We start from the raw sequence: 17,936 nt of genomic DNA on the forward strand, positions 1-17,936 counted from the left end.
GCCGTCGGCCGAGGCGGCGCTGCACGCGCGGCTCGCCGAGGCCGCCGGCGCGGGGGCGGTCGTGCACGTCCACACGGTCGTGTCGGTGCGGGCCGCCGAACGCTGGCCGGGCGGCGTCGAGCTCGAGGGCCTGGAGATGCTCAAGGCGCTGGGACGTGGCGCCGACGGCGACCGCGTCCGCATCCCGGTGGTGGGCAACAGCCAGGAGATGACCGGCCTCGGCGACCGGATGGCGGCGCTGCGGGATCCGCGGACCCCGGCCATCCTGATCGCCCGGCACGGCCTGTATGCCTGGGGGGAGGATCTCGGTGCGGCGCGGCGGCACACCGAGGCCGTCCAGTGGCTGCTGGAGTGGGCACTCAGTGACAGATAAGCATTTATCACCCTTATTGAAGAAAATCAAGAAAAGTTGCGTGATTTAAGTCACAGTATGGGTGATGTTGACGATCTCGTGACCGGCGTGTGAAAGTCAATACCGTGTATATCCCGGTGGTGCTCGTGGGGCGAGCCCATATTGATTTCGCCGGGGTGAGTTCGGCCATCTGTACGGCTTCCTGAGCCTGTCCCGCCCCGCCCCTGTCTTCCGGTCCGGATCCGGTACGGTTCGTGCCGAACGTTCCATATATATGGACAAATGGTCGGTGGATCCGCCCGACAGGTGTATTCACGCCCACGAGATGAGGTGCAAGCCGTGTCCCGTCGACTCTTCACGTCGGAATCTGTTACCGAAGGACATCCCGACAAGCTCGCCGACCAGATCAGCGACGCCGTTCTCGACGCTTTCCTCGCTGGTGACCCGCGGTCCCACGTCGCTGTCGAGACCCTGCTGACGACCGGCCTGGTGCACGTTGCCGGCGAGGTCACCTCCGAGATCTACGTCGATATTCCGAGCGTCGTCCGCAACAAGCTCATCGAGATCGGCTACGACTCGTCCGCCAAGGGGTTCGACGGGTCGACGTGTGGGGTGACCGTTTCGATCGGCTCCCAGTCGCCCGACATCGCCCAGGGTGTCGAGAACGCCTACGAGGCCCGGGTGGAAGGTGAACAGGACGAGCTCGGCCGGCAGGGCGCCGGCGACCAGGGCCTGATGTTCGGCTACGCCACGGACGAGACCCCGGAACGGCTGCCGCTGCCGATCACGCTCGCGCACCGGCTGGCCCAGCGGCTCGCCCAGGTCCGCCGCGACGGCTCCGTGCCCTACCTGCGCCCGGACGGCAAGACCCAGGTGACCATCGAGTACGACGGCGACCGGCCGGTCCGGCTGGACACCGTCGTCGTCTCCGCCCACCACGCCGCCGACATCGACCTGGAGCAGCAGCTCACCCCGGACATCCGGGCACTGGTGATCGAGCCGGAGCTCAAGCGGGTGGCCGAGCAGAACCTCGGTATCGAGGTGGACGGCTACCGGCTGCTGGTCAACCCGACCGGCCGCTTCGAGATCGGCGGCCCGCAGGGTGACGCGGGCCTGACCGGCCGGAAGATCATTATTGACACCTATGGCGGGTACGCCCGGCACGGCGGCGGTGCCTTCTCCGGCAAGGACCCGTCCAAGGTCGACCGTTCGGCCGCTTACGCCCTGCGTTGGGTGGCCAAGAACGTCGTGGCGAGCGGGCTCGCCCGCCGGGTCGAACTCCAGGTCGCCTACGCCATCGGCAAGGCCGAGCCGGTCGGCCTGTTCGTGGAGACCTTCGGCACCGAGCAGGTGCCGGTGGCCGCCATCGAACGGGCGGTCTCGACGGTCTTCGACCTCCGCCCGGCCGCGATCATCCGGGATCTGGACCTGCTGCGGCCCATCTACGCGCAGACCGCGAGCTACGGCCACTTCGGCCGGGAGCTCCCCGACTTCACCTGGGAGCGCACGGACCGAGTCGAACAACTACGAGCCGCCGTCAACTGACCGCGGTTCGTGCCTGCGGGCCTTGTCTGCCGGCAATGCCTCCGCGAAGTCCGTACGCCGTCGGGCCGGGGAGAAGCGGCGAAGTGTCCGCGTTCGAGAAGTCATGTAGTGGCAGGTTGTTCGTTGCCACCGGATAACCTGCCACTACGGCGTCCGCCGGGAGTTCTCCGGCCGAAAAATCCTGCTCGGCCCCGGTAGCGACTACTGACTGTCAGGGATCGTTGAAAACCGGATTTTTGATCACTGGATGACTGTCCCGGGATGTCCCATGGCGCCGACTTCCCGGTGTGTGTGCTGGTTTTCCGTGTCCGTACCCGGCTGGCTGGTCTGCCGATGGGCCGGGCTGTTCGGCGGGGGTTGCCTGGGGCCCGTTCCGTGGCGGCTGACCGTCGTCCCTCACGACGGACGGTTTGGGTATGGGGCGGAGATTCACGAGCTGGCCCGGAATATCCGCACGGTCGCCTGTCCGGGTGACGGCCTGCGGATCGGACGTGACCGGCTCTGACGGGGCTGGTCTGGATGCGGGATGCGGGCCTGAGGGAGGGAAAAGTCGGCGTAGAGCGCCCAGAAGCTGTGTGGGCGGGGCGTCCAGCAGGCGGTTGCACACGGCGTGCAGTGTGTTGATGGTGATGATTGCGGGGCCGATGATCGCGACTGTTCCGGGAATGGACGGTTCCAGCGCCAGTGCCAGCACGATGCTGGTGATCCCGTTCTGCTGGGACACGGCGAGGTGGACGCGGTCGGTACGGGGCAGCCGGGCGGTCAGCGCAAAACCCACCACTATCTGGGCGGCGAAGGCGGCAGCACCCAGCGCGATCCCGGCGCCGAGATCGATACCGCGGGCGAGGAGAAGACCCAGGGCCACGGCGGCACCGTAAAAGGCGATCTGGACGGCCCGTTCCACGACGGCCGCCCATTTCGGTGTCGCCGGCCGCATGAAAAGACCAGCGACGGCCAGACCAAGCATGAGAAAATACGAGACGGCGGCAGCGGCCACGGCGCCGACAGCGGCGACGGCGGTTGCCGTGCGTTTTTTCGCGGCCAACCAGACAAACCCGGCGGCCGCGACCAGCCCGGCGTTGTAGCCAAAATTCGTGAGAAAACCGACGAACCCGTCGGTGCCGCCGAAGGTGTCGGCGATCTGCGCCCGGTCGCTGCCGAGAGTGGGCCCCAGCGTCGTGGCCAGCGTCACCGTCAGTATGACGGTGACCGGATCGTCAAAGGACGACCAGGACGCCAGCACCGTCTTGGCGCGTTCCGACATCCTGGAGTTCTGCATGAACGCGGTCACGGACAGCGGATCTATCTGGGCTACTGCCACGGCCAGCAGGAAGAAGACCGGGTCCCCGAAGGCCAGGGAGAGAACGCCGCCGACGAGCGCGGCCTTGAGGACCACACCGACGGTGACCACCAGCAGGATCGTTCGCAGGTCCTTTCTGGCCACCCGTGAGATACCGCTGGTGCTGCCGTACAGGCCGATCGCGAGCAGGGTGGCTATGACGCCGAAGTAGAGCGAACTGTCAGTGATTTCGCGGATGTCGAGTACGACGGCGGCGACAACCCCGGCGAGGATGAAGGCCGTCAGTAGCAGCAGATGACCTGCTTCCCGGACAAGGAGCCGCATGGTTCACGCCTTCCCTCGCTGGCTGGCGGAGCCGGGGCGCCAGGCATCGTCACCCACGGCTGATGAGCATGAGAGGGAAGAGGAAGGCGAACGTGGCCACGGAAGATCGTTTCACTGGTGGGCAACCAGGCGGACTGCAATTTGGTTCATATATATCGACGAAGGCACCCGTGTGCATGACGATCCTCTCGATCCCCGTCGGGCAAGTCTAGCTGATGATCTTTCGTCAGACTACCCTTGTTCGTCGGCGATTTGGTGTGTCTTCCGGCGGAGCGTGTTCCTGGCGACCATGGCCCTTTACGCCCTTGCCTACGCCCTCGTCCACGCCCTCGCCTACGCCCTCGTCCGAGTCGTTGTCGGCCTGGCGCTGGCTCCCGGCATCTCGGGCTGTAGCCCTGATGCCGGTGACCTGGGTAAACGGCGTTGATCGGGACTGGCTTGCGTCATGATGGGTCTGGTTCCGGTCATTGGGAAGCGGCGGCACCCTTCCGCACACTACGATCGGTAACAGAATTCCTTGGTCGGCTTCGCCGGATACGCTGAATTCGTTGTCAGCCATGGCGGAGCCGCCAACCAGCGGGCTGGGGGGACCGGGTGGCAGGAAAGAAGACGGTTCGGTCCGTCGGCGCGAGCCGCTCCGGCGGACACGATGGCCGGCACCCCGACACCCAGGGTATCCCTCTCCACCCCGGCCAGGTCGCTCTGGAGGACTCCGGAATGGCCGAGGACATGACAACGACACGCACCTGTGTGGATGGCGCGCGGCTCGTGAGTCATTGGCGCGCGACGGACCCCGCCGCCCGGCGCGACGGCCTGGCCAACGGGGCCGCCGAGGACCGGGGCAACGACACGAGCCGGGGCGACGGCGCGGATCGGGGCGGCAGGATGAACCGGGGCGGCATCCACCCCGGGGCTGGTATCGCCGACACCGTGTCCAGCGCCATTCCCGACGGTATACCCGGCATCCCCACTTCCGGCATCACGGTCCCGGGCATCGCCGTTCCGGGTGTTGATGTCCCGGGCATCGCTTCGCCCGACATCGAGTCGGCCATGGTGGACCTGACCAGTGTCGATCTCGAAACGGTGGCCATGCTTGAGGACTCCGTGCTGTCCAGGTCGCTGCGCGCCGTTCTGCGGGATGTCGATCGTCCGGGGGTGGCGATCGCGAAGCACATGGTGAAGCTGTGAGCCCGCGGCGAGAACAACAGCCCGGTCCGGGCCGGCGCCCGGTCCCGTTCCGCGAGTTCATCGTGAAGCTGCACAGCCGGTGCAACCTCGCCTGCGACTACTGCTACGTCTACCGTTCTGTGGACCAGGGCTGGCGGGCCCAGCCCGCCGTGATGACGAGAGAGACAGCCCGTCTGACAGCCCGCCGGATCGCCGAGCACGCCCACACGCACGGTCTCCCGGACGTCCACGTGGTGTTCCACGGCGGCGAGCCGCTGCTCGCCGGCCCGGCGCTCATCACGGACGTGGTGACGATGATCCGGCGCGAGGCCGGCCCGGGAACGGATGTCCTGATCAGCGTCCAGACCAACGGCGTGCTGCTGGACGAGGCGTTCCTCGACGTTCTCGCTGCCCTGGACGTCGGCGTGAGCGTCAGCCTCGACGGCGCCCGTGCCGGGCACGACCGTCACCGGCGCTTCCGGGACGGCCGCGGCAGTTTCCAGGCCGTCGCCGACGCGTTGGGGCTGCTCGGGGCGTCCCGTCACCGGCGGCTTTTCCGGGGGCTGCTGTGCACGGTCGACCTCGACCAGGATCCGGTGGAAGTCCATCGCGCACTGTGCGCATTCCGGCCGCCGGTCATCGATTTCCTGCTGCCGCACGGGAACTGGTCGCACCGCCCGCCGGGCAGACCGGCGGACAGCACCTCGACGCCGTACGCCGACTGGCTCATCGCGGCGTTCGACGAATGGTATGACAGCCCCGCGCCGGAAACGACCGTCCGGATTTTCCAGGAAATCATGTTCCTGCTGCTCGGCTGGCCGAGCGACACCGAGACGGTCGGCCTTTCCCCGGCCGCGCTTGTGGTGGTGGAGACCGACGGCACGCTCGAACAGAGCGACGTGCTGAAATCCGCCTTCCCGGGAGCGGCCGCGACCGGTCGCAACGTGCGGGACCATTCCTTCGACGATGTTCTCAGGCATCCGGGTGTCGTCGAGCGTCAGCTCGGGCTCGCGGCCCTCGCCGGAACGTGCCTGCGCTGCGAGGTCGTGCGGGTCTGCGGGGGCGGTTTCTACCCGCACCGCTACCGGGCGGGAACAGGTTTCCGCAACCCCTCCGTCTACTGCCCGGACCTGCTGCGTCTCATCGGCCACATCCGACGCCGGCTGGTGGACGACGTCGCCGGCATCCGACGGATGGGACCGGCCGGGCCGGGAGCGGGCGGAGCGGAACGGGCCGTGCGGTGAGGACCCATCGGCTGGCCGCGGCCGACTTCGACGCGCTCGCCAGCGGTGCCGGCGACGCCGCAGCCATCGCCGCGTTACGCGGCGCCCAGCTCAGCCGGCGGCTGCTGCTCCTACGAGCGATCCGGGACGAGGTGGCCGCCCGGCACGGCGGCCGCGAGCCGCTCGAGTGCTTCCAGGACGGGCTCGCGCTGTTGGCCGCGGCCGCCCGGCGGTCGCGCCCCGCGGCCGACAGCGTCCTGGCGTATCCGATGGTCGGGATGTGGGGGACGCACTGCCTGCGCCGGCTGCGCGGACAGGCCGGGACTGTCCCCCTTGAGCAGGCCGGGACGGTCCCCCTGGAGGAGGCCGGGACGGTCCCCCTGGAGGAGGATCTCGGCTGTCTGGGCGGGATCGCGGTGGCGGCGGCGCTGCGGGCGGCGCACGCCGTCGACATCACGGTCCGGACCAGGGCGGGACAGCTCTTCCTGCCCACCTTCGGGCATCTGCGCATGCCTGGCGGCGCCGAGCGGGTACGGGTGCGCGCCGCGGCCGGCTCCCACCGGATCATCATCACCGGGGACGGCCTCCGGGCCGAGGTGGACATCGGTGACGCGGACACCGGCGGCGTGGTCGTCAGCCGCCCGGAGGCCGGCGGCGCTGGCTCCGGTGGTGCGGGCGCCAACGAAGCGGTCGCTGGCGCTCCGGGAAGCGGCGGCGTGGACGCCGACGCAGCGGGAGGCGGATGCTGGTTCCCGCTGCGCCGGCTGCGCAGCACCGCGGAGGGCCGTCGTCTCGAGGTGGCGCTCGACGATGCCGATCCCTACCGGCGCTTCGGCGCACTCCAGGTCCGTGACGGACTGGAGGATCATGAGGTCGCCCGCTGGCAGATGCTCCTCGACGAGGCATGGGCGCTGCTCGTCCGCCATCATCCACAGCGCGCGGACGCCGTCCGCGCGGGGCTCACCGTGTTCGTCCCACTGCTGGACGCCCGGGCGGGGCATGCCGTCTCCGCCACCTCCGTGGACGCCTTCGGAGCTGTCTGTCTGATCACCCCCACCAGCGCGGCCGCGCTGGCCACCGATCTGCTGCACGAGTTCCAGCACACCAAGCTGTACGCGCTCATGGACATCCTGCCCCTGTTGGAAGATCGGCAGGATCGTCGCGAGAAGATCTATTACGCGGGCTGGCGGCCGGACCCGCGTCCCGTTACCGGGCTGTTCCAGGGGGCCTACGCTTTTCTCGGGCTGCTGGAGTTCTGGAACGTCCAGCGCCGCAGCGGTGGCGCGCGCACGCGCCGGATCGCGGAGTTCGAGTTCGTCCGCTGCCGGGAGGCGGTGGCCGCCGCCGTGGACACGTTGCGCTCCTCCCGGGTGCTGACCGCGCTGGGCCGGCGTTTCGTCGAGGGCATGGCGCACGCCCTGCGCCGCTGGGAGGAGCTGCCCGTCGACGACGCGGTGGCGGCGCGGGCACGGGATATGGCCGTGGACCATCGGGCGATGTGGCGGCTGTCGCACCTGAGCCCGGACGACGGCCAGCTACGGCGGTGGGCGGACGCCTGGTCGGCGGGCCGGCCCTGCCCGCGCGAGCCACCAGCCGTGGAGGTGGTCGCCGGCAGCCAGGAGCGCGCGGAAACCAGGCGCGGCGTACTTGTCCGGCGCTGGCTGGACGATCCGGAGGCTTTCCAGGCTGTCGACGCGGTCCTTGAGAGCGCCGGCACGGCCGGCGTCGCCGGCCTCGACATGATCGCTGACATCGCTCTGGTGAGCGGCTACTACGCGCGTGCCGCCGAGCTGTACAAGGCGCATCTGGCCAGGTGGCCAGGTGGCGCCACCTCTTGGGCGGGGCTCGCGGTGGCCCGCGGGTACGCCGTCACACCGGCGGTCGCCGCGCTCACCTCTCACCCGGAGACCGTTCGGGCACTGTATGTCTTCCTGCGTGCGACGCCGGGTACTACGACCGATCCGGACGTCCTCGCCGCCTGGATGAGTACTGCCGCCTGGATCGTCACGGCGACCAGTCCAGGCCCCGGCGCAGACTTTCCACCAGCGTCCGGATTCGGTCGTCGGCCTGCGCGACCTGGTCCTGGAAGAGGGTAACGCCGACGACGTACCGGCCCAGGGCGACCGGATGGTGGTACAGCGCCCCCGCCTCGACGTCGAGGACCGTCCGCACCAGACGGCCCGGCTCGGACGGGCTGATCGATGTCAGCATCCTGTCGAACTGGCTGGTGATGAACTGGAACCGTTCGCCGAACTCCTGGTAGAGGCCGCGTCGGTCCACGGCGTCCAGCCCACCGAACGACTTTGTCCGCTCGCTGTCGAGGACGTCCACAGAGAACTGCCATCTGCCGTCCGCGAAGAAGGCGACGTAGTGCAGGTCCGCCGGGTGTACCGCGAACCGGCACTCTTCGGCGGCCTGCCTCTCCATCCGGCCGACCGTGGACGACCGGGACCAGTTGACGGCGGGTGTGACCTGCCCGTCGCCGTACCGGGCAGGATCCCGGGGGATTCCTCGTTGGAAACCGCCGTAGTTCCGTGGTGGCCGGCCCAGGGACTCGAGGATCGATTCGGCTATGGCGGCCATGGAACGGTCCGCGTCGTCCACGTGCTGCCCGCCCAGGGTCAGCCCCACGAGGTATTCGTTGCCGTGGATCCAGTACCAGTACACCCCGAAGTGGCTAACGTCGAAAATGGTTCGCATGAGCCGGCCGGTCCACATGTCTGCCAGGTTCCGGTCAACGCGTCCGATGTCGTAGTTGAATTTCCGGCCGATCTGGATCAGGGTCGCGCGCAGGTTCGCCGGGCCCGAGGAGCCGGCATCGAAGTGACCGGCCAGTTCCTCGTGCTCGAGAATGTCGACGGAGAAGTTCGGGATCCCGTTGACGAAATGCCCGACATGGTGGATCCGGTGCACGCCGACGTGCTGTCGGCAGCGGTTGACGAGATCGTGGTAGCGGCTTCTCTCTCCCCGGTGGTCGGAGGCGCTGTCGAGGCCGCGGTGGAACACGATCTTTGGACCCGGCTTCGGATCCGGCTGGATGGGCGGGGCCGTGTCCATCATCACCATCTCCTTCGGCGCGCGTTCACGGTATTGGTATTTCGATCGGGATCTCGTGCCGGTCGGAGCCCGCGCTGTCCGGCGCCTTCGACAACCGGGCGGAGCTGTCTCGGTAGTTCTCGCCCGCGAGCTTGGTATCTGGATATCTGGGGGTGTAGTAGCGTAGGAACGCATCGTGGGTCTGCCTGTCGAGATCGCGTGCGTCCTCGATCTCGCCCACCGCCACCAGGCTGTTCGCGTGGCCGACCGCCGCCGTCAGGGTGAAGAAATGCTCTTCCCCGACCTGGTCGTCGGAACGCAGGCCGGTCATGGCTTTCCAACTCAGCTCGCGTGCCTCGTCGAAGGAAGCACGGGCATTCCCGGTGTTTTCGCGGGCCCGCTCCGCCCGGCCCTTGGCCCGCAGGTAGAGCGCCAGGTTCGCCATGCAGATATATTCGAACGGGTGTTTCTCTTTCGTCTGGCCGGCGAGTTCCTCCTGGTCGGCGAGTTTCTCCCGGTAGCGTCCATATCCGGCGAGAACTTTGCGGCCGAGAGCCACCGCCTGGTCGTGCTCACCGAGTAGGGACAGGTCGGTGGCCAGGCTGAGTTCGCAGGTGAGCTCCTCAGGCCTATCCGGATGGTATTCGGATGTCGTGCGGTATCTGTCGAGCGCATCCTGGTCAGACTTACGGGCCGTATCGTAGTCGCCCTGTAGCCTGAATATTGTCGCTAGTAGGTGATCCGTGTACGCCAGGTGACGGGTCTTGTCGGACCGCTCGTTGAAAAAACGGCGGGCTTGCTGCAGCCGGTCCTTCGCATCCTCCAGTTCGCCCATCTGCCGCTGCAGGAAGCCCACGCTCAACGCCGACACCCAGGTCTGCGACCGCTCGTCACCGAGGACCCGGCGGGCGCGTTCGAAGGTCTCCAGCGCACCCTTCAGCGCGGCGCTGACGTCACCGTAGAAGAACAGGCAGTGGGCCAGGTTGTAAGAGGCGATGATGGTGTACAGATGATCGTCGCCGTACTGGCTCCGGAAGCCCGCGAAAGCTTCCTCATCATACCGTTGGGCGTCCCGGAACTTGCCTGTCTGCCGTCGGTCCAGCGCGAGGCTGCCGGATGTCCACCAGACATGCGGGTGCCCCGAGGGGAAGACAGCCGTCTGCCGCTCATGGGTCTCGTTGTTGAGCCTGATCGCCTCAGGGAACTGGGACAGCTCCCGGTAGGCGTTGGAGACGTGGGTGGCCAGGCGCAGGCGCAGGACGTCGCTCTCGCGGTGCGGAGCCGCGGCCGCCCAGTACGCCAGTAGGCCCTCGCCGAGGTCCCGCGCCTTCGTCGCGGTCGTGGACTGCAACAGGTAGCGGGTCTGGTGCACCAGCCAGCGGCGCACCGCGTCGTCGAGACTGCTGACCGCGCCGGAAGGTTTGATGTGCCGCTGGAGCTCGGCGTAGCGCTCGCTGTCCTTGGGATCGTCCGACGGCTCGTCCAGCGGGGCGAAGGCGGCCAGCACCCGCAGAATCTCGGTCCGCCGCTTCTCGAGGGTGCCGGCCTGGCGCATCCGGCTCCGCAACAGGTCGCACAGCACGGGAGGCAGGCTCAGTGACTCCCAGCGCGGGCCTATCCGTACCAGCGTGAGCTCGTTGGCCACATTTTGGAGGATCCGGTCGATGAGCCCGGTGTCCGGGCCGCCCGGCAGCGTGGTGTCCGGGCTGTCCGGCAGGTTGTCGTCCGGCTGCTGCAGTACCTCCAACATGCCGCGTGACTTCAGCAGCTTCATGGAGATGCCCTCCGTCGACAGGAAGGCGCACAGTTCCAGGAAGCGGAGGCGTGGCCGTGACCGCTTCTCCAACGTGTCCAGGGACACCAGCAAGCTCTGCAGGATGGGTGGCGCGACGCCGTCGGTGCGACCGGCCGCCAGGTCTTCCACGGCACGGTCGAGCAGCCTGAGGTAGTGCCGTACGGCTTCGCTCGCCTCTATGCCCGACTCGACTATCCACGTCGCGGCATGGTCGACCGCCTGCGGCAGGTAGCCCAGCCTTCTGGTGACTGACGCGATGAGGTCGTCCTCGGCGTACCCGATCCGCTTGCGCATCAGTGTGTCGGCCTCGGCCGGGGTGAACGGGTCCACGCGCATGATCTCCGCGCTGTTCCGCCAGCCGGCCTCCTCGGCAGTGGTGATCAGGACGTGTCCGTAGATCCCCGATTCCGGGAGGAGCCCGCCCAGCGCCGCCCGGTCGGTCGCGTCGTCATAGACGAGCAGCCAGCGTTTGGCCAGCCGGTCGCTGACAAGATCCGTGAGCATCTCGGCCACCGGATCCGCCGCCGCCGACCAGCTCTTCGCGCGGTACCCGTACGCGGCCGGGTGCTCGCTGATGGCTTTCAGTAGTTGCTCCAGGCTGTCCCGGGCGGCCTCGGCGCTGCTGGCCCGGACCCACCAGACCAGGTCGTAGTCCGAGGCGAAACGGTGGGCGTACTCGACCGCGATCTCGGTTTTTCCGTGGCCGCGCCCGCCGCAGAGGGCCAGCGGCAGCAACGGCCTGGTCCTCGACCAGGTCAGGTAGTCCCGGGCGCGGCTGAGATGCTCCTCCCGGCCGACGAATCGCGGGTTGACCCGCAGCGACGTCCTGATCTCGGGGACGCTGCCGGGGAACCGGGTGCCTCCGGGAGGGGGGTCAGCGGTTGTCGCCGGTCCGGTCCGGCCCAGTTGCCTCAGCAGGGTGGAACGTGCCTTCTGCTCGGTGAACATGCCGAGCTGCACCTTGGCGATCAGGTCGAACGGCTCGCGGAACTCGTTGGTGTCCACCCGGATCCCGACGATCCTGGGAACGGTCGTGGCATCGTCTCCGCTGACCCGCGCGTTGATCAGTCCTCTGAGATATTCGCGCCACGGTGAAGAATCGAGCAGATCCTGGGTGAGTACGATCACGACCGGTTCCTGGTCCCGGCCGTCAACGCCACCGGGCGCGGTCCTAACGGGCGCGGTCCTGTCGGCTGAGGCGGGTGGAGCGGAGATGTCATGCACGGAGATGTGCACATTGCCCAACTCGGTGCGGATCCATTCCGCCCAGACCCGGCCCCGAGGCGCCGCGACGACCGTCGCCGTGTTGACGTCCATGGGCACCAGGCGTTCAAAGGCCCGCAGCCATTGTATGCGTTCCGGCTCGGGCAGCGGCTTCAGGCTCTGGACCTGGCCGTTGGTGATGACATTGGTGAGGTATTCATACGGACTGAGCAGGCCGTTCGTGCTCTCCGGTCGCTCCGCGAAGGCGGCGAGGACTTCCTCGTAGGCGTAGAACGACTTGTAGGGGATCTCAACATGCCCCCAGTAGGTGTTGCGGCCGGCCTCGTCGAGGCCGCGTGGCAGCCTGGGGAAACAGCGCCGGACGCGCTCCCGGCTGATGTTCAGTTTCTCGGTCTCCCCGGGCTCGACTCGCATCGGCACTGGCAGGACGCGGATAGCCCGGTCCAGGTGATTTTCGATGTCGGTGACGACGTTGGCCGCGCCGATGATCGACTGGGAGTTCATAGTGAAGCCGAGGACGACGACGTCCGGGAGTAACTTGGTGCAGATCGATGCGCTGTCGCCGAGACCGGTCCGGCTGTCGACGAGGATGTAGTCGTAGCCGCCGGCGAGCATGTTCGCCCGCATGTCCTGGAAGAACCGCCGACCACGGAGATTGTCGTAGAGCGCGCTCCAGGGCAGAGAGGCGATCGTGGCCTCGTAGGATCCGCCCTGCCGGCCAGGGCCGAGGAAGTCGATGCTCCCCCAGCCGGAATGCCGGGCCAGCTGCAGGTGGATCACCCGCTGGTCCACCGCGGCGAACTCCCGCCGCAGGTCGGCCCGGTCGGCCCTGGGATCGTACCAGGCCGCGGAGACGTAGCCCTGCACCATGTCGACGACGCCTTCGATGTCAGTGGCCGCATCCGAATCCAGGAAGAACGGGTGCAGATAGCTGCGCAGGCCCGGCGCCTCGAGATCCCAGTCGACGACCAGCACCTTCCGGCCCGCGCTGGCCAGGATCCAGGCGACGTTGGCGACCGCCATCGTCCGTCCGACCCCGCCCTTGTACGAATAGAAAGTCACGATGGTGCCGCCCGGGCCGGTCGGGGACCCGGTGGTGCCGGCTACTGTCGTTGTCATCGTCACCGTTCCGCGTCATCCGGCCACCGGCGGCGCAGTACCGGTCTGCCCTGATCCGGGTCGTCGGGGATGTCGCCCGGCCCGGTTCCCGGGCCGGGCCCGGCCATGTTTATCAACATGTTCTGGGTGCGGATGACCATGGACACGATGTCCGTGGCCAGTTCCTCATGGGTACGGACATCCTTGCGACGGTTCCAGCGGACGGCGTCCGCGTGGGCGAACCATCGGGACAGTTCCGCGCGCAGGTTCTCGGCCTGTTCCTCGGTCTCCTCATCCGTCGAGCTGAACACCGCCAGCATTCCCGCGGAGGCGGCCGGGTCCGTCGCCAGCCAGCGTTCCATGTCGGCGGGAAGCTCCTGGTAGGGCTCCGCTCCGGTGATCCATGGATCGACGAGCAGGACGATGACGCGCCGGTCGGCGCGGGCCCGGGCCAACTGCTCGGTGAGCTCGGCGCCGACGGGGTAGCAGACCGTGTCGTAGATCGCGTTCTTACTCAGGGCGGCCTGGGCCAGGGCGAACGCGGGCCGGCCGGTGGCCGGCAGGAAGGGCCGCCAGTCCTCGGGCGCGGTCCCGTAGAAGTCACGCCGAGTACGGGTGGAGGGCTGCTCGTCCGCCGTGGCGGCGGCGATGACGACCCCGACCCGGCCCAGGTTGCGGGTATGTCGCCGATTCCGGGCGGGGAGACGCGGCGTCTCGGCCACGTCGTCCCCGGTATGCGCTAAGGGAGGCTCGGGTTCGGCGTCCGGTGGCGAGGCCTGCCGTGCCGGCTCGGCACCGGCGGCATTGACAGGAGCGGATTCGGCGGTGGGCGGGGCCGCGGCGAGGAGCTCCGGACGCGGGCGGGCGTAGGGCAGGTCGGCCGCGGTCATCACGGGCAGGTCGGCGGCGGCCCCGGCGACCACCAGACCGGCGACCTGCCGGACGAAGGCCAGGTAACGCTCGCTCGCGCCGGAACGGTACATCTCGCTCATGAGGTGGCGCAGGCCGCCGGTGCGGCCCATCTCGACGGCGTTGGTGGGCAGGCGGCTCGCCGTCCGCAGGATGCCAGGCAGGGTGTCGAAGCCGGCCGACCACGGGATACCGATCAGCGACGCCGGTTCGGCCCCCGTACGCTGCTGGTACCAGCGCATCCGGTCGTGGAACGCCGACCATTCGCGGACGCAGCGCGTACTGCGCACATAGGCGTCCGAATAGGCTGCGACCAGTACCCGGCAGGTCAGGGCGGACGCTGCCGGCGCGTCCGGCGTATCGGGTGTGTACGTCCCGGCTGGTGGCTCCTGCCCGTGAACCGGTGCCCACAGTTCGCCGGTGGCATCCGGCGGGTATCCGAGCTGGTTGCGCAGTTCGCGCTGGAGGTCGCCGAAGAACCGTTGCAGGTGCCCCGCGTCGGCGTCGCCGGTGGCGTGGCTGACGAAGAAATACGGTGTCATGTCGACTGACGCCGATCCGGCCCGTCATCGCATCGCGCCACCGTGGGCGCGGCACCCCCGGCGGGGTTTCCGGGCCCGGCGCAGGCCGCCGGCCGATGAGCAGGGGTGCTCGACGGGACATGCGTCCGGCCGCGATCGGCGTGCCGCCGCTCGTCGTGTACCACCCCGTACCACCTCGCGCACTCGGCAGATCCCCCGATGCCGTGCGGGACCACCACGGGAAGTCGACCGTGTACGGCGGACTGAGGCTGACCACCGAACGCGAACTCATCACCGCGGAAGGTTGACGAAACGCGCCCAACTATAGCCCCTGACCCGTTGCCGGGGCAGCCGGCCGTCCGATATGTGACGGCCGAGTCCTGTGGTGAGGAGGCGGTGGGATGGCCGGCGCGTGGGGGCTCGACCGGTCGCCTGAAAAGGCTGTGACCAGCCCGTCTGCGCAGGTGGGGCGGGTCGTGGGTGGAGTGCGCGGACGGTGGGGCGACCTGTCGGGCCGGAGGCCCGGTATGCCTGGAGGGGCTGGATGCGCCATGGCGTATGCCGAGTCGTCACAACGACAGATGATGTGACCGAATTAGACGTGTATCTTTGCCCGGTGGAGCGTCGGGGGCCACCGTGTTCCGACGTCCCACCAGAACTGGATGGTCCGGTCGGATGGGCGCTCCCGGTCCCGGTCCCGAGGCGGAGCGTCCGGCCGGAGCGGTCGTGGTCTGCGGGGGTCCATGCGCTACTACTTCATGACGAGCTACGCCTCCGAGCAGGACCGGAAATGGGTGGCTCGTTTCCACACCGATCTCGAACGCCAGATGCGGGCAGGCGGCGCCGATGTTCTCGTCGGCGGTCAGCTCGACTATCCCGTGCCGGGGAGTCCCGGCGTCCGAGCGGATGGTGATCATCCCGCGGCGAAGCTGCCCGTGATGGTGGCGCTGTATTCGGATTCTTATTTCAGTGACCCGCGGTGCGCGCTCGACTGGGAAATCTTCAACCAGCGGGGGCGGATCTACAGTCAACGCTACGGGAAGTGGCCAAAGGACGCTGTCATCGGGCTGATCTGGCGGCCAGTGGCGATCACTCCCGTGGAGAAGGTCCTTAAATCACAGTCCTGGGACGCGGCACGTGGCGCACCCTTCGCCGGTGACGGCCTGTTCAACCTCATGCGCAGACATCACGACGACTACCACCGGGTGGTGGAGCGGACCGCGAACCGAATTCTCGAGGCGCACAGGCGGTTGACGACGCCGGGGCAGGAACTGCCGTCGCTGTCCCCCGAGGAGGTCGCGCTGATCCGTCCTCCGTCCGGTGGCCTGCGGGAGGAGGTCACCATCTACCGGCAGGAAGAGGACAGTGCCGGCCGCCGGGAACGGCTGGGAGGCAGTGTGCCCCGGTTCATCTTTTTCACCAGCTACGCCGCTCGTCCCGGTGACCGTGAGCTGGTGGAGAAGCTCCACGCCGACCTGACCGCTGAACTGGGTGTCAGGGCGGACCGCGAACCGCGGCCACGTGGTTTTCTCGCCCCCTGGGACATCGGGCTGGGGGCGGAATGGCAGACCGAACTGCGGGAGGCGGCCCGTACCATACCGGTCATGGTCGCCCTGCTGTCCGACGACTACTTCCGCAGCGGCTGGTGCGGCTGGGAATGGGCTGTCTTCAGCGAGCGGATGCGGCGAGCGGCCATGAACGGGGCCGCAAGCACGGGCATGAGCGGGGCCACGGGCACGGTCGCGGATTCGCCGCCCGGTTACATTCTTCCGCTGGAATGGGTGCCGCGGCGGCAGCCCGTCCCGGCCGTGGCGCGGCGGATACAGCTCACCTCGCCGAGTCTGGGGCGGGCATACGCGGACAGCTGTGTCGTCGATCTCATGCGGCAGCATCCGCGGGAGTACCAGAGTTTCATCATCGCGCTGGCCGAGAAGGTGCTGCGAACGGCCGCCGCCGCGCTGCCGCCGCTCGACCGTGACACGGCGGCCGGTCTGGCGCCGGCGTTCGGCGATTTTCCCGCGCCGAATCCGCCTGTTTCTCCCGGTCCCCCCGTTCTCCCCGATCGGTCCAGCAAGCCAGCCGTAGCCGGATCGGCGGGGAAATCCGGGCAGGGTGATTCGGGCGGACTGGTCGCCGTCGTTGGCGCCGGTGCTTCCGGCAGGCGGGATGTCTCTGGTGGACCAGGCGGTGGCGGCCTCGGCAACCGGCTCGCTCCCGACGACATCCTGGCGCTGGTCGAGGCACTGGAGCGGGTCGACGTCCTTTATGACCAGACCGCCCGGCAGGAGTGGGTGGTCGCCATCGGTCACCGTTCCGGCCGCCAGCCCCGGCCTCCCCTGACCCCGCACCTGCGTACCTATTTCATGAAGGTGGTGCGGTTCGCCGGTGACCAGGCCGATGCCGGGGTGCTGACCGCGCTCGCCGACGCGCTCCATGACATCGACCCGGGCTCGGAAAGCGTCCACCGCGTCCGCACCCTCGTCGAAGACCTGCGCACGCGCTGGTGACCCGAGCACGGCAGGAAGGCGGCTCACGGCCTGGCTGGGCCGGCGGACCAGCGCGATGGTCCGCCGGCGCGCATGTTCCCCGTGGGCGCTTATTCCTGAGCGCTCTTTCTGGCGACGCCGGCGAACTGCCAGGCGGTGCGGATGTCGTCCTCGCCGGGACGCCACTGCCAGGGGTGGACGATGCCGGGCTCGACCAGGTCGAAGCCGGCGAACAGGGCTTCGATCCGCTGGCGTGAGCGGAAGACGAAGGGCGAGGTGGCGTTCTTGTACACCTGCTCGACCCGGGCCACCTGGTCGGATGGCGCGTCGTCCGTGGCCGCGTGTGTCAGGGCGATGTGGGAGCCGGGTGCCAGCAGTTTCCGGAACGCGGCGATGAGGCCGGCCGGGTCCTCCTCGTCGGTGACGAAGTGGAAAACGGCTATGAACAGGATGGCTACCGGTCGGGAGAAGTCGATCAGAGTGCGCAGGTCGGGATGATCGAGGATTGTTCCGGGGCTGCGCAGGTCCGCGGTGATGACCGTGGTGGTGGCGTTGTCGGCCAGCAGGGCCCGGCCGTGAGCCAGGACGATCGGGTCGTTGTCGACGTAGACGATGTGGGCGTCGGGGTTGACCTGCTGGACGATCTCGTGCACGTTGCCCTGGGTGGGCAGGCCGGCACCGACGTCGATGAACTGGTCGATGCCCGCCTCGGCCAGCCACCGTACGACGCGGCGGAGGAAGAGCCGGTTCTCCCGTGCCGCGTCAGAGGTGATCTCGGCGCCCACGGCTTCCTTGACCTTTTCGGCGGCTTCCCGGTCGACCGGGAAGTTGTCCTTGCCGCCGAGGAAGTAGTCGTATATCCGGGCGGGCGTGGGCCGGTCGGAGCGAATATTTACGCCCGGCCCCCAGCTGCCGTCCGGCTCGGGGATGCTCGATTTAGCGGTCCAGTTTGTCAT

General features: G+C 68.4%; 12 protein-coding genes. 7 read left to right on the plus strand and 5 right to left on the minus strand.

The genetic code is table 11. The features are described 5' to 3' along the window. Both NBX02_RS02035 and metK read left to right on the plus strand, forming a co-directional pair. Positions 1-373 (plus strand): class II aldolase/adducin family protein (locus NBX02_RS02035; protein ID WP_250283246.1); only part of this gene is annotated, 373 nt, incomplete at its 5' end. A gap of 318 nt (positions 374-691) precedes the next feature. Beyond that, the gene (gene metK, locus NBX02_RS02040) at positions 692-1,897 is read left to right on the plus strand and encodes a methionine adenosyltransferase (protein ID WP_250283244.1); all 1,206 of its coding nucleotides are present in this window, start codon (positions 692-694) and stop codon (positions 1,895-1,897) included. A gap of 211 nt (positions 1,898-2,108) precedes the next feature. Here metK and NBX02_RS02045 read toward each other — a convergent pair whose 3' ends face one another. Next, positions 2,109-3,521, minus strand: coding sequence for a cation:proton antiporter (locus tag NBX02_RS02045; RefSeq protein WP_250283243.1), 1,413 nt, complete (start codon positions 3,519-3,521; stop codon positions 2,109-2,111). A gap of 289 nt (positions 3,522-3,810) precedes the next feature. Between NBX02_RS02045 and NBX02_RS02050 the strand changes: the two genes are divergently transcribed. From NBX02_RS02050 to NBX02_RS02065, 4 genes are all read left to right on the plus strand, one after another. After that, positions 3,811-3,948, plus strand: coding sequence for a hypothetical protein (locus tag NBX02_RS02050; RefSeq protein ID WP_250283241.1), 138 nt, complete (start codon positions 3,811-3,813; stop codon positions 3,946-3,948). Between the two features lie 290 nt (positions 3,949-4,238). Continuing rightward, positions 4,239-4,709 carry a hypothetical protein gene (locus tag NBX02_RS02055; RefSeq protein ID WP_250283238.1) on the plus strand — a complete coding sequence of 157 codons (471 nt, stop codon included), beginning with the start codon at positions 4,239-4,241 and terminating at the stop codon, positions 4,707-4,709. Further along, a complete protein-coding gene (locus NBX02_RS02060; RefSeq protein WP_250283237.1) occupies positions 4,706-5,932 on the plus strand; it encodes an FxsB family cyclophane-forming radical SAM/SPASM peptide maturase in 1,227 nt (408 codons plus the stop codon). The genes NBX02_RS02055 and NBX02_RS02060 overlap by 4 nt, the downstream gene beginning before the upstream one ends. After that, positions 5,929-8,007 carry an aKG-HExxH-type peptide beta-hydroxylase gene (locus NBX02_RS02065; RefSeq protein WP_250283234.1) on the plus strand — a complete coding sequence of 693 codons (2,079 nt, stop codon included), beginning with the start codon at positions 5,929-5,931 and terminating at the stop codon, positions 8,005-8,007. The genes NBX02_RS02060 and NBX02_RS02065 overlap by 4 nt, the downstream gene beginning before the upstream one ends. On the opposite strand, the gene NBX02_RS02070 is transcribed toward NBX02_RS02065, so the two are convergent. Genes NBX02_RS02070 through fsxC form a run of 3 tightly spaced genes read right to left on the minus strand, consistent with a single transcriptional unit; the run spans position 7,916 to position 14,515 of the window. Continuing rightward, positions 7,916-8,968, minus strand: a complete 1,053-nt coding sequence (locus tag NBX02_RS02070) for a hypothetical protein (RefSeq protein ID WP_250289729.1) — start codon at positions 8,966-8,968, stop codon at positions 7,916-7,918. The two genes, NBX02_RS02065 and NBX02_RS02070, sit on opposite strands and share 92 nt — an antisense overlap. Positions 8,969-8,993: 25 nt before the next feature. Beyond that, on the minus strand, positions 8,994-13,085 hold the full coding sequence (gene fxsT / locus NBX02_RS02075; RefSeq protein ID WP_250283229.1) for an FxSxx-COOH system tetratricopeptide repeat protein: 4,092 nt from the start codon (positions 13,083-13,085) through the stop codon (positions 8,994-8,996). 2 nt (positions 13,086-13,087) lie between these two features. Further along, the gene (gene fsxC / locus NBX02_RS02080) at positions 13,088-14,515 is read right to left on the minus strand and encodes an FxsC protein (RefSeq protein WP_250283227.1); all 1,428 of its coding nucleotides are present in this window, start codon (positions 14,513-14,515) and stop codon (positions 13,088-13,090) included. 722 nt (positions 14,516-15,237) lie between these two features. On the opposite strand from fsxC, the gene NBX02_RS02085 reads away from it, so the two are divergent. Continuing rightward, on the plus strand, positions 15,238-17,001 hold the full coding sequence (locus NBX02_RS02085) for a TIR domain-containing protein (protein ID WP_250283225.1): 1,764 nt from the start codon (positions 15,238-15,240) through the stop codon (positions 16,999-17,001). Between the two features lie 89 nt (positions 17,002-17,090). Here the strand turns inward: NBX02_RS02085 and NBX02_RS02090 are convergent, their stop codons facing one another. After that, the gene (locus tag NBX02_RS02090; RefSeq protein ID WP_250283224.1) at positions 17,091-17,936 is read right to left on the minus strand and encodes an SAM-dependent methyltransferase; all 846 of its coding nucleotides are present in this window, start codon (positions 17,934-17,936) and stop codon (positions 17,091-17,093) included.

The organism is Protofrankia sp. CiP1_Cm_nod1, assembly GCF_920888515.1.
In the GTDB taxonomy this organism is placed as follows: Bacteria; Actinomycetota; Actinomycetes; order Frankiales; family Frankiaceae; genus Protofrankia.

Bases quoted from the DNA above. Each gene is read 5' to 3' on its own strand.
- NBX02_RS02045 (WP_250283243.1), bottom strand. From the start codon at position 3,521: ATGCGGCTCCTTGTCCGGGAAGCAGGTCATCTGCTGCTACTGACGGCC.
- NBX02_RS02050 (WP_250283241.1), top strand. From the start codon at position 3,811: ATGGCCCTTTACGCCCTTGCCTACGCCCTCGTCCACGCCCTCGCCTAC.
- NBX02_RS02055 (WP_250283238.1), top strand. From the start codon at position 4,239: ATGGCCGAGGACATGACAACGACACGCACCTGTGTGGATGGCGCGCGG.
- NBX02_RS02070 (WP_250289729.1), bottom strand. From the start codon at position 8,968: ATGGACACGGCCCCGCCCATCCAGCCGGATCCGAAGCCGGGTCCAAAG.
- fxsT (WP_250283229.1), bottom strand. From the start codon at position 13,085: ATGACAACGACAGTAGCCGGCACCACCGGGTCCCCGACCGGCCCGGGC.
- fsxC (WP_250283227.1), bottom strand. From the start codon at position 14,515: ATGACACCGTATTTCTTCGTCAGCCACGCCACCGGCGACGCCGACGCG.
- NBX02_RS02085 (WP_250283225.1), top strand. From the start codon at position 15,238: ATGCGCTACTACTTCATGACGAGCTACGCCTCCGAGCAGGACCGGAAA.
- NBX02_RS02090 (WP_250283224.1), bottom strand. From the start codon at position 17,936: ATGACAAACTGGACCGCTAAATCGAGCATCCCCGAGCCGGACGGCAGC.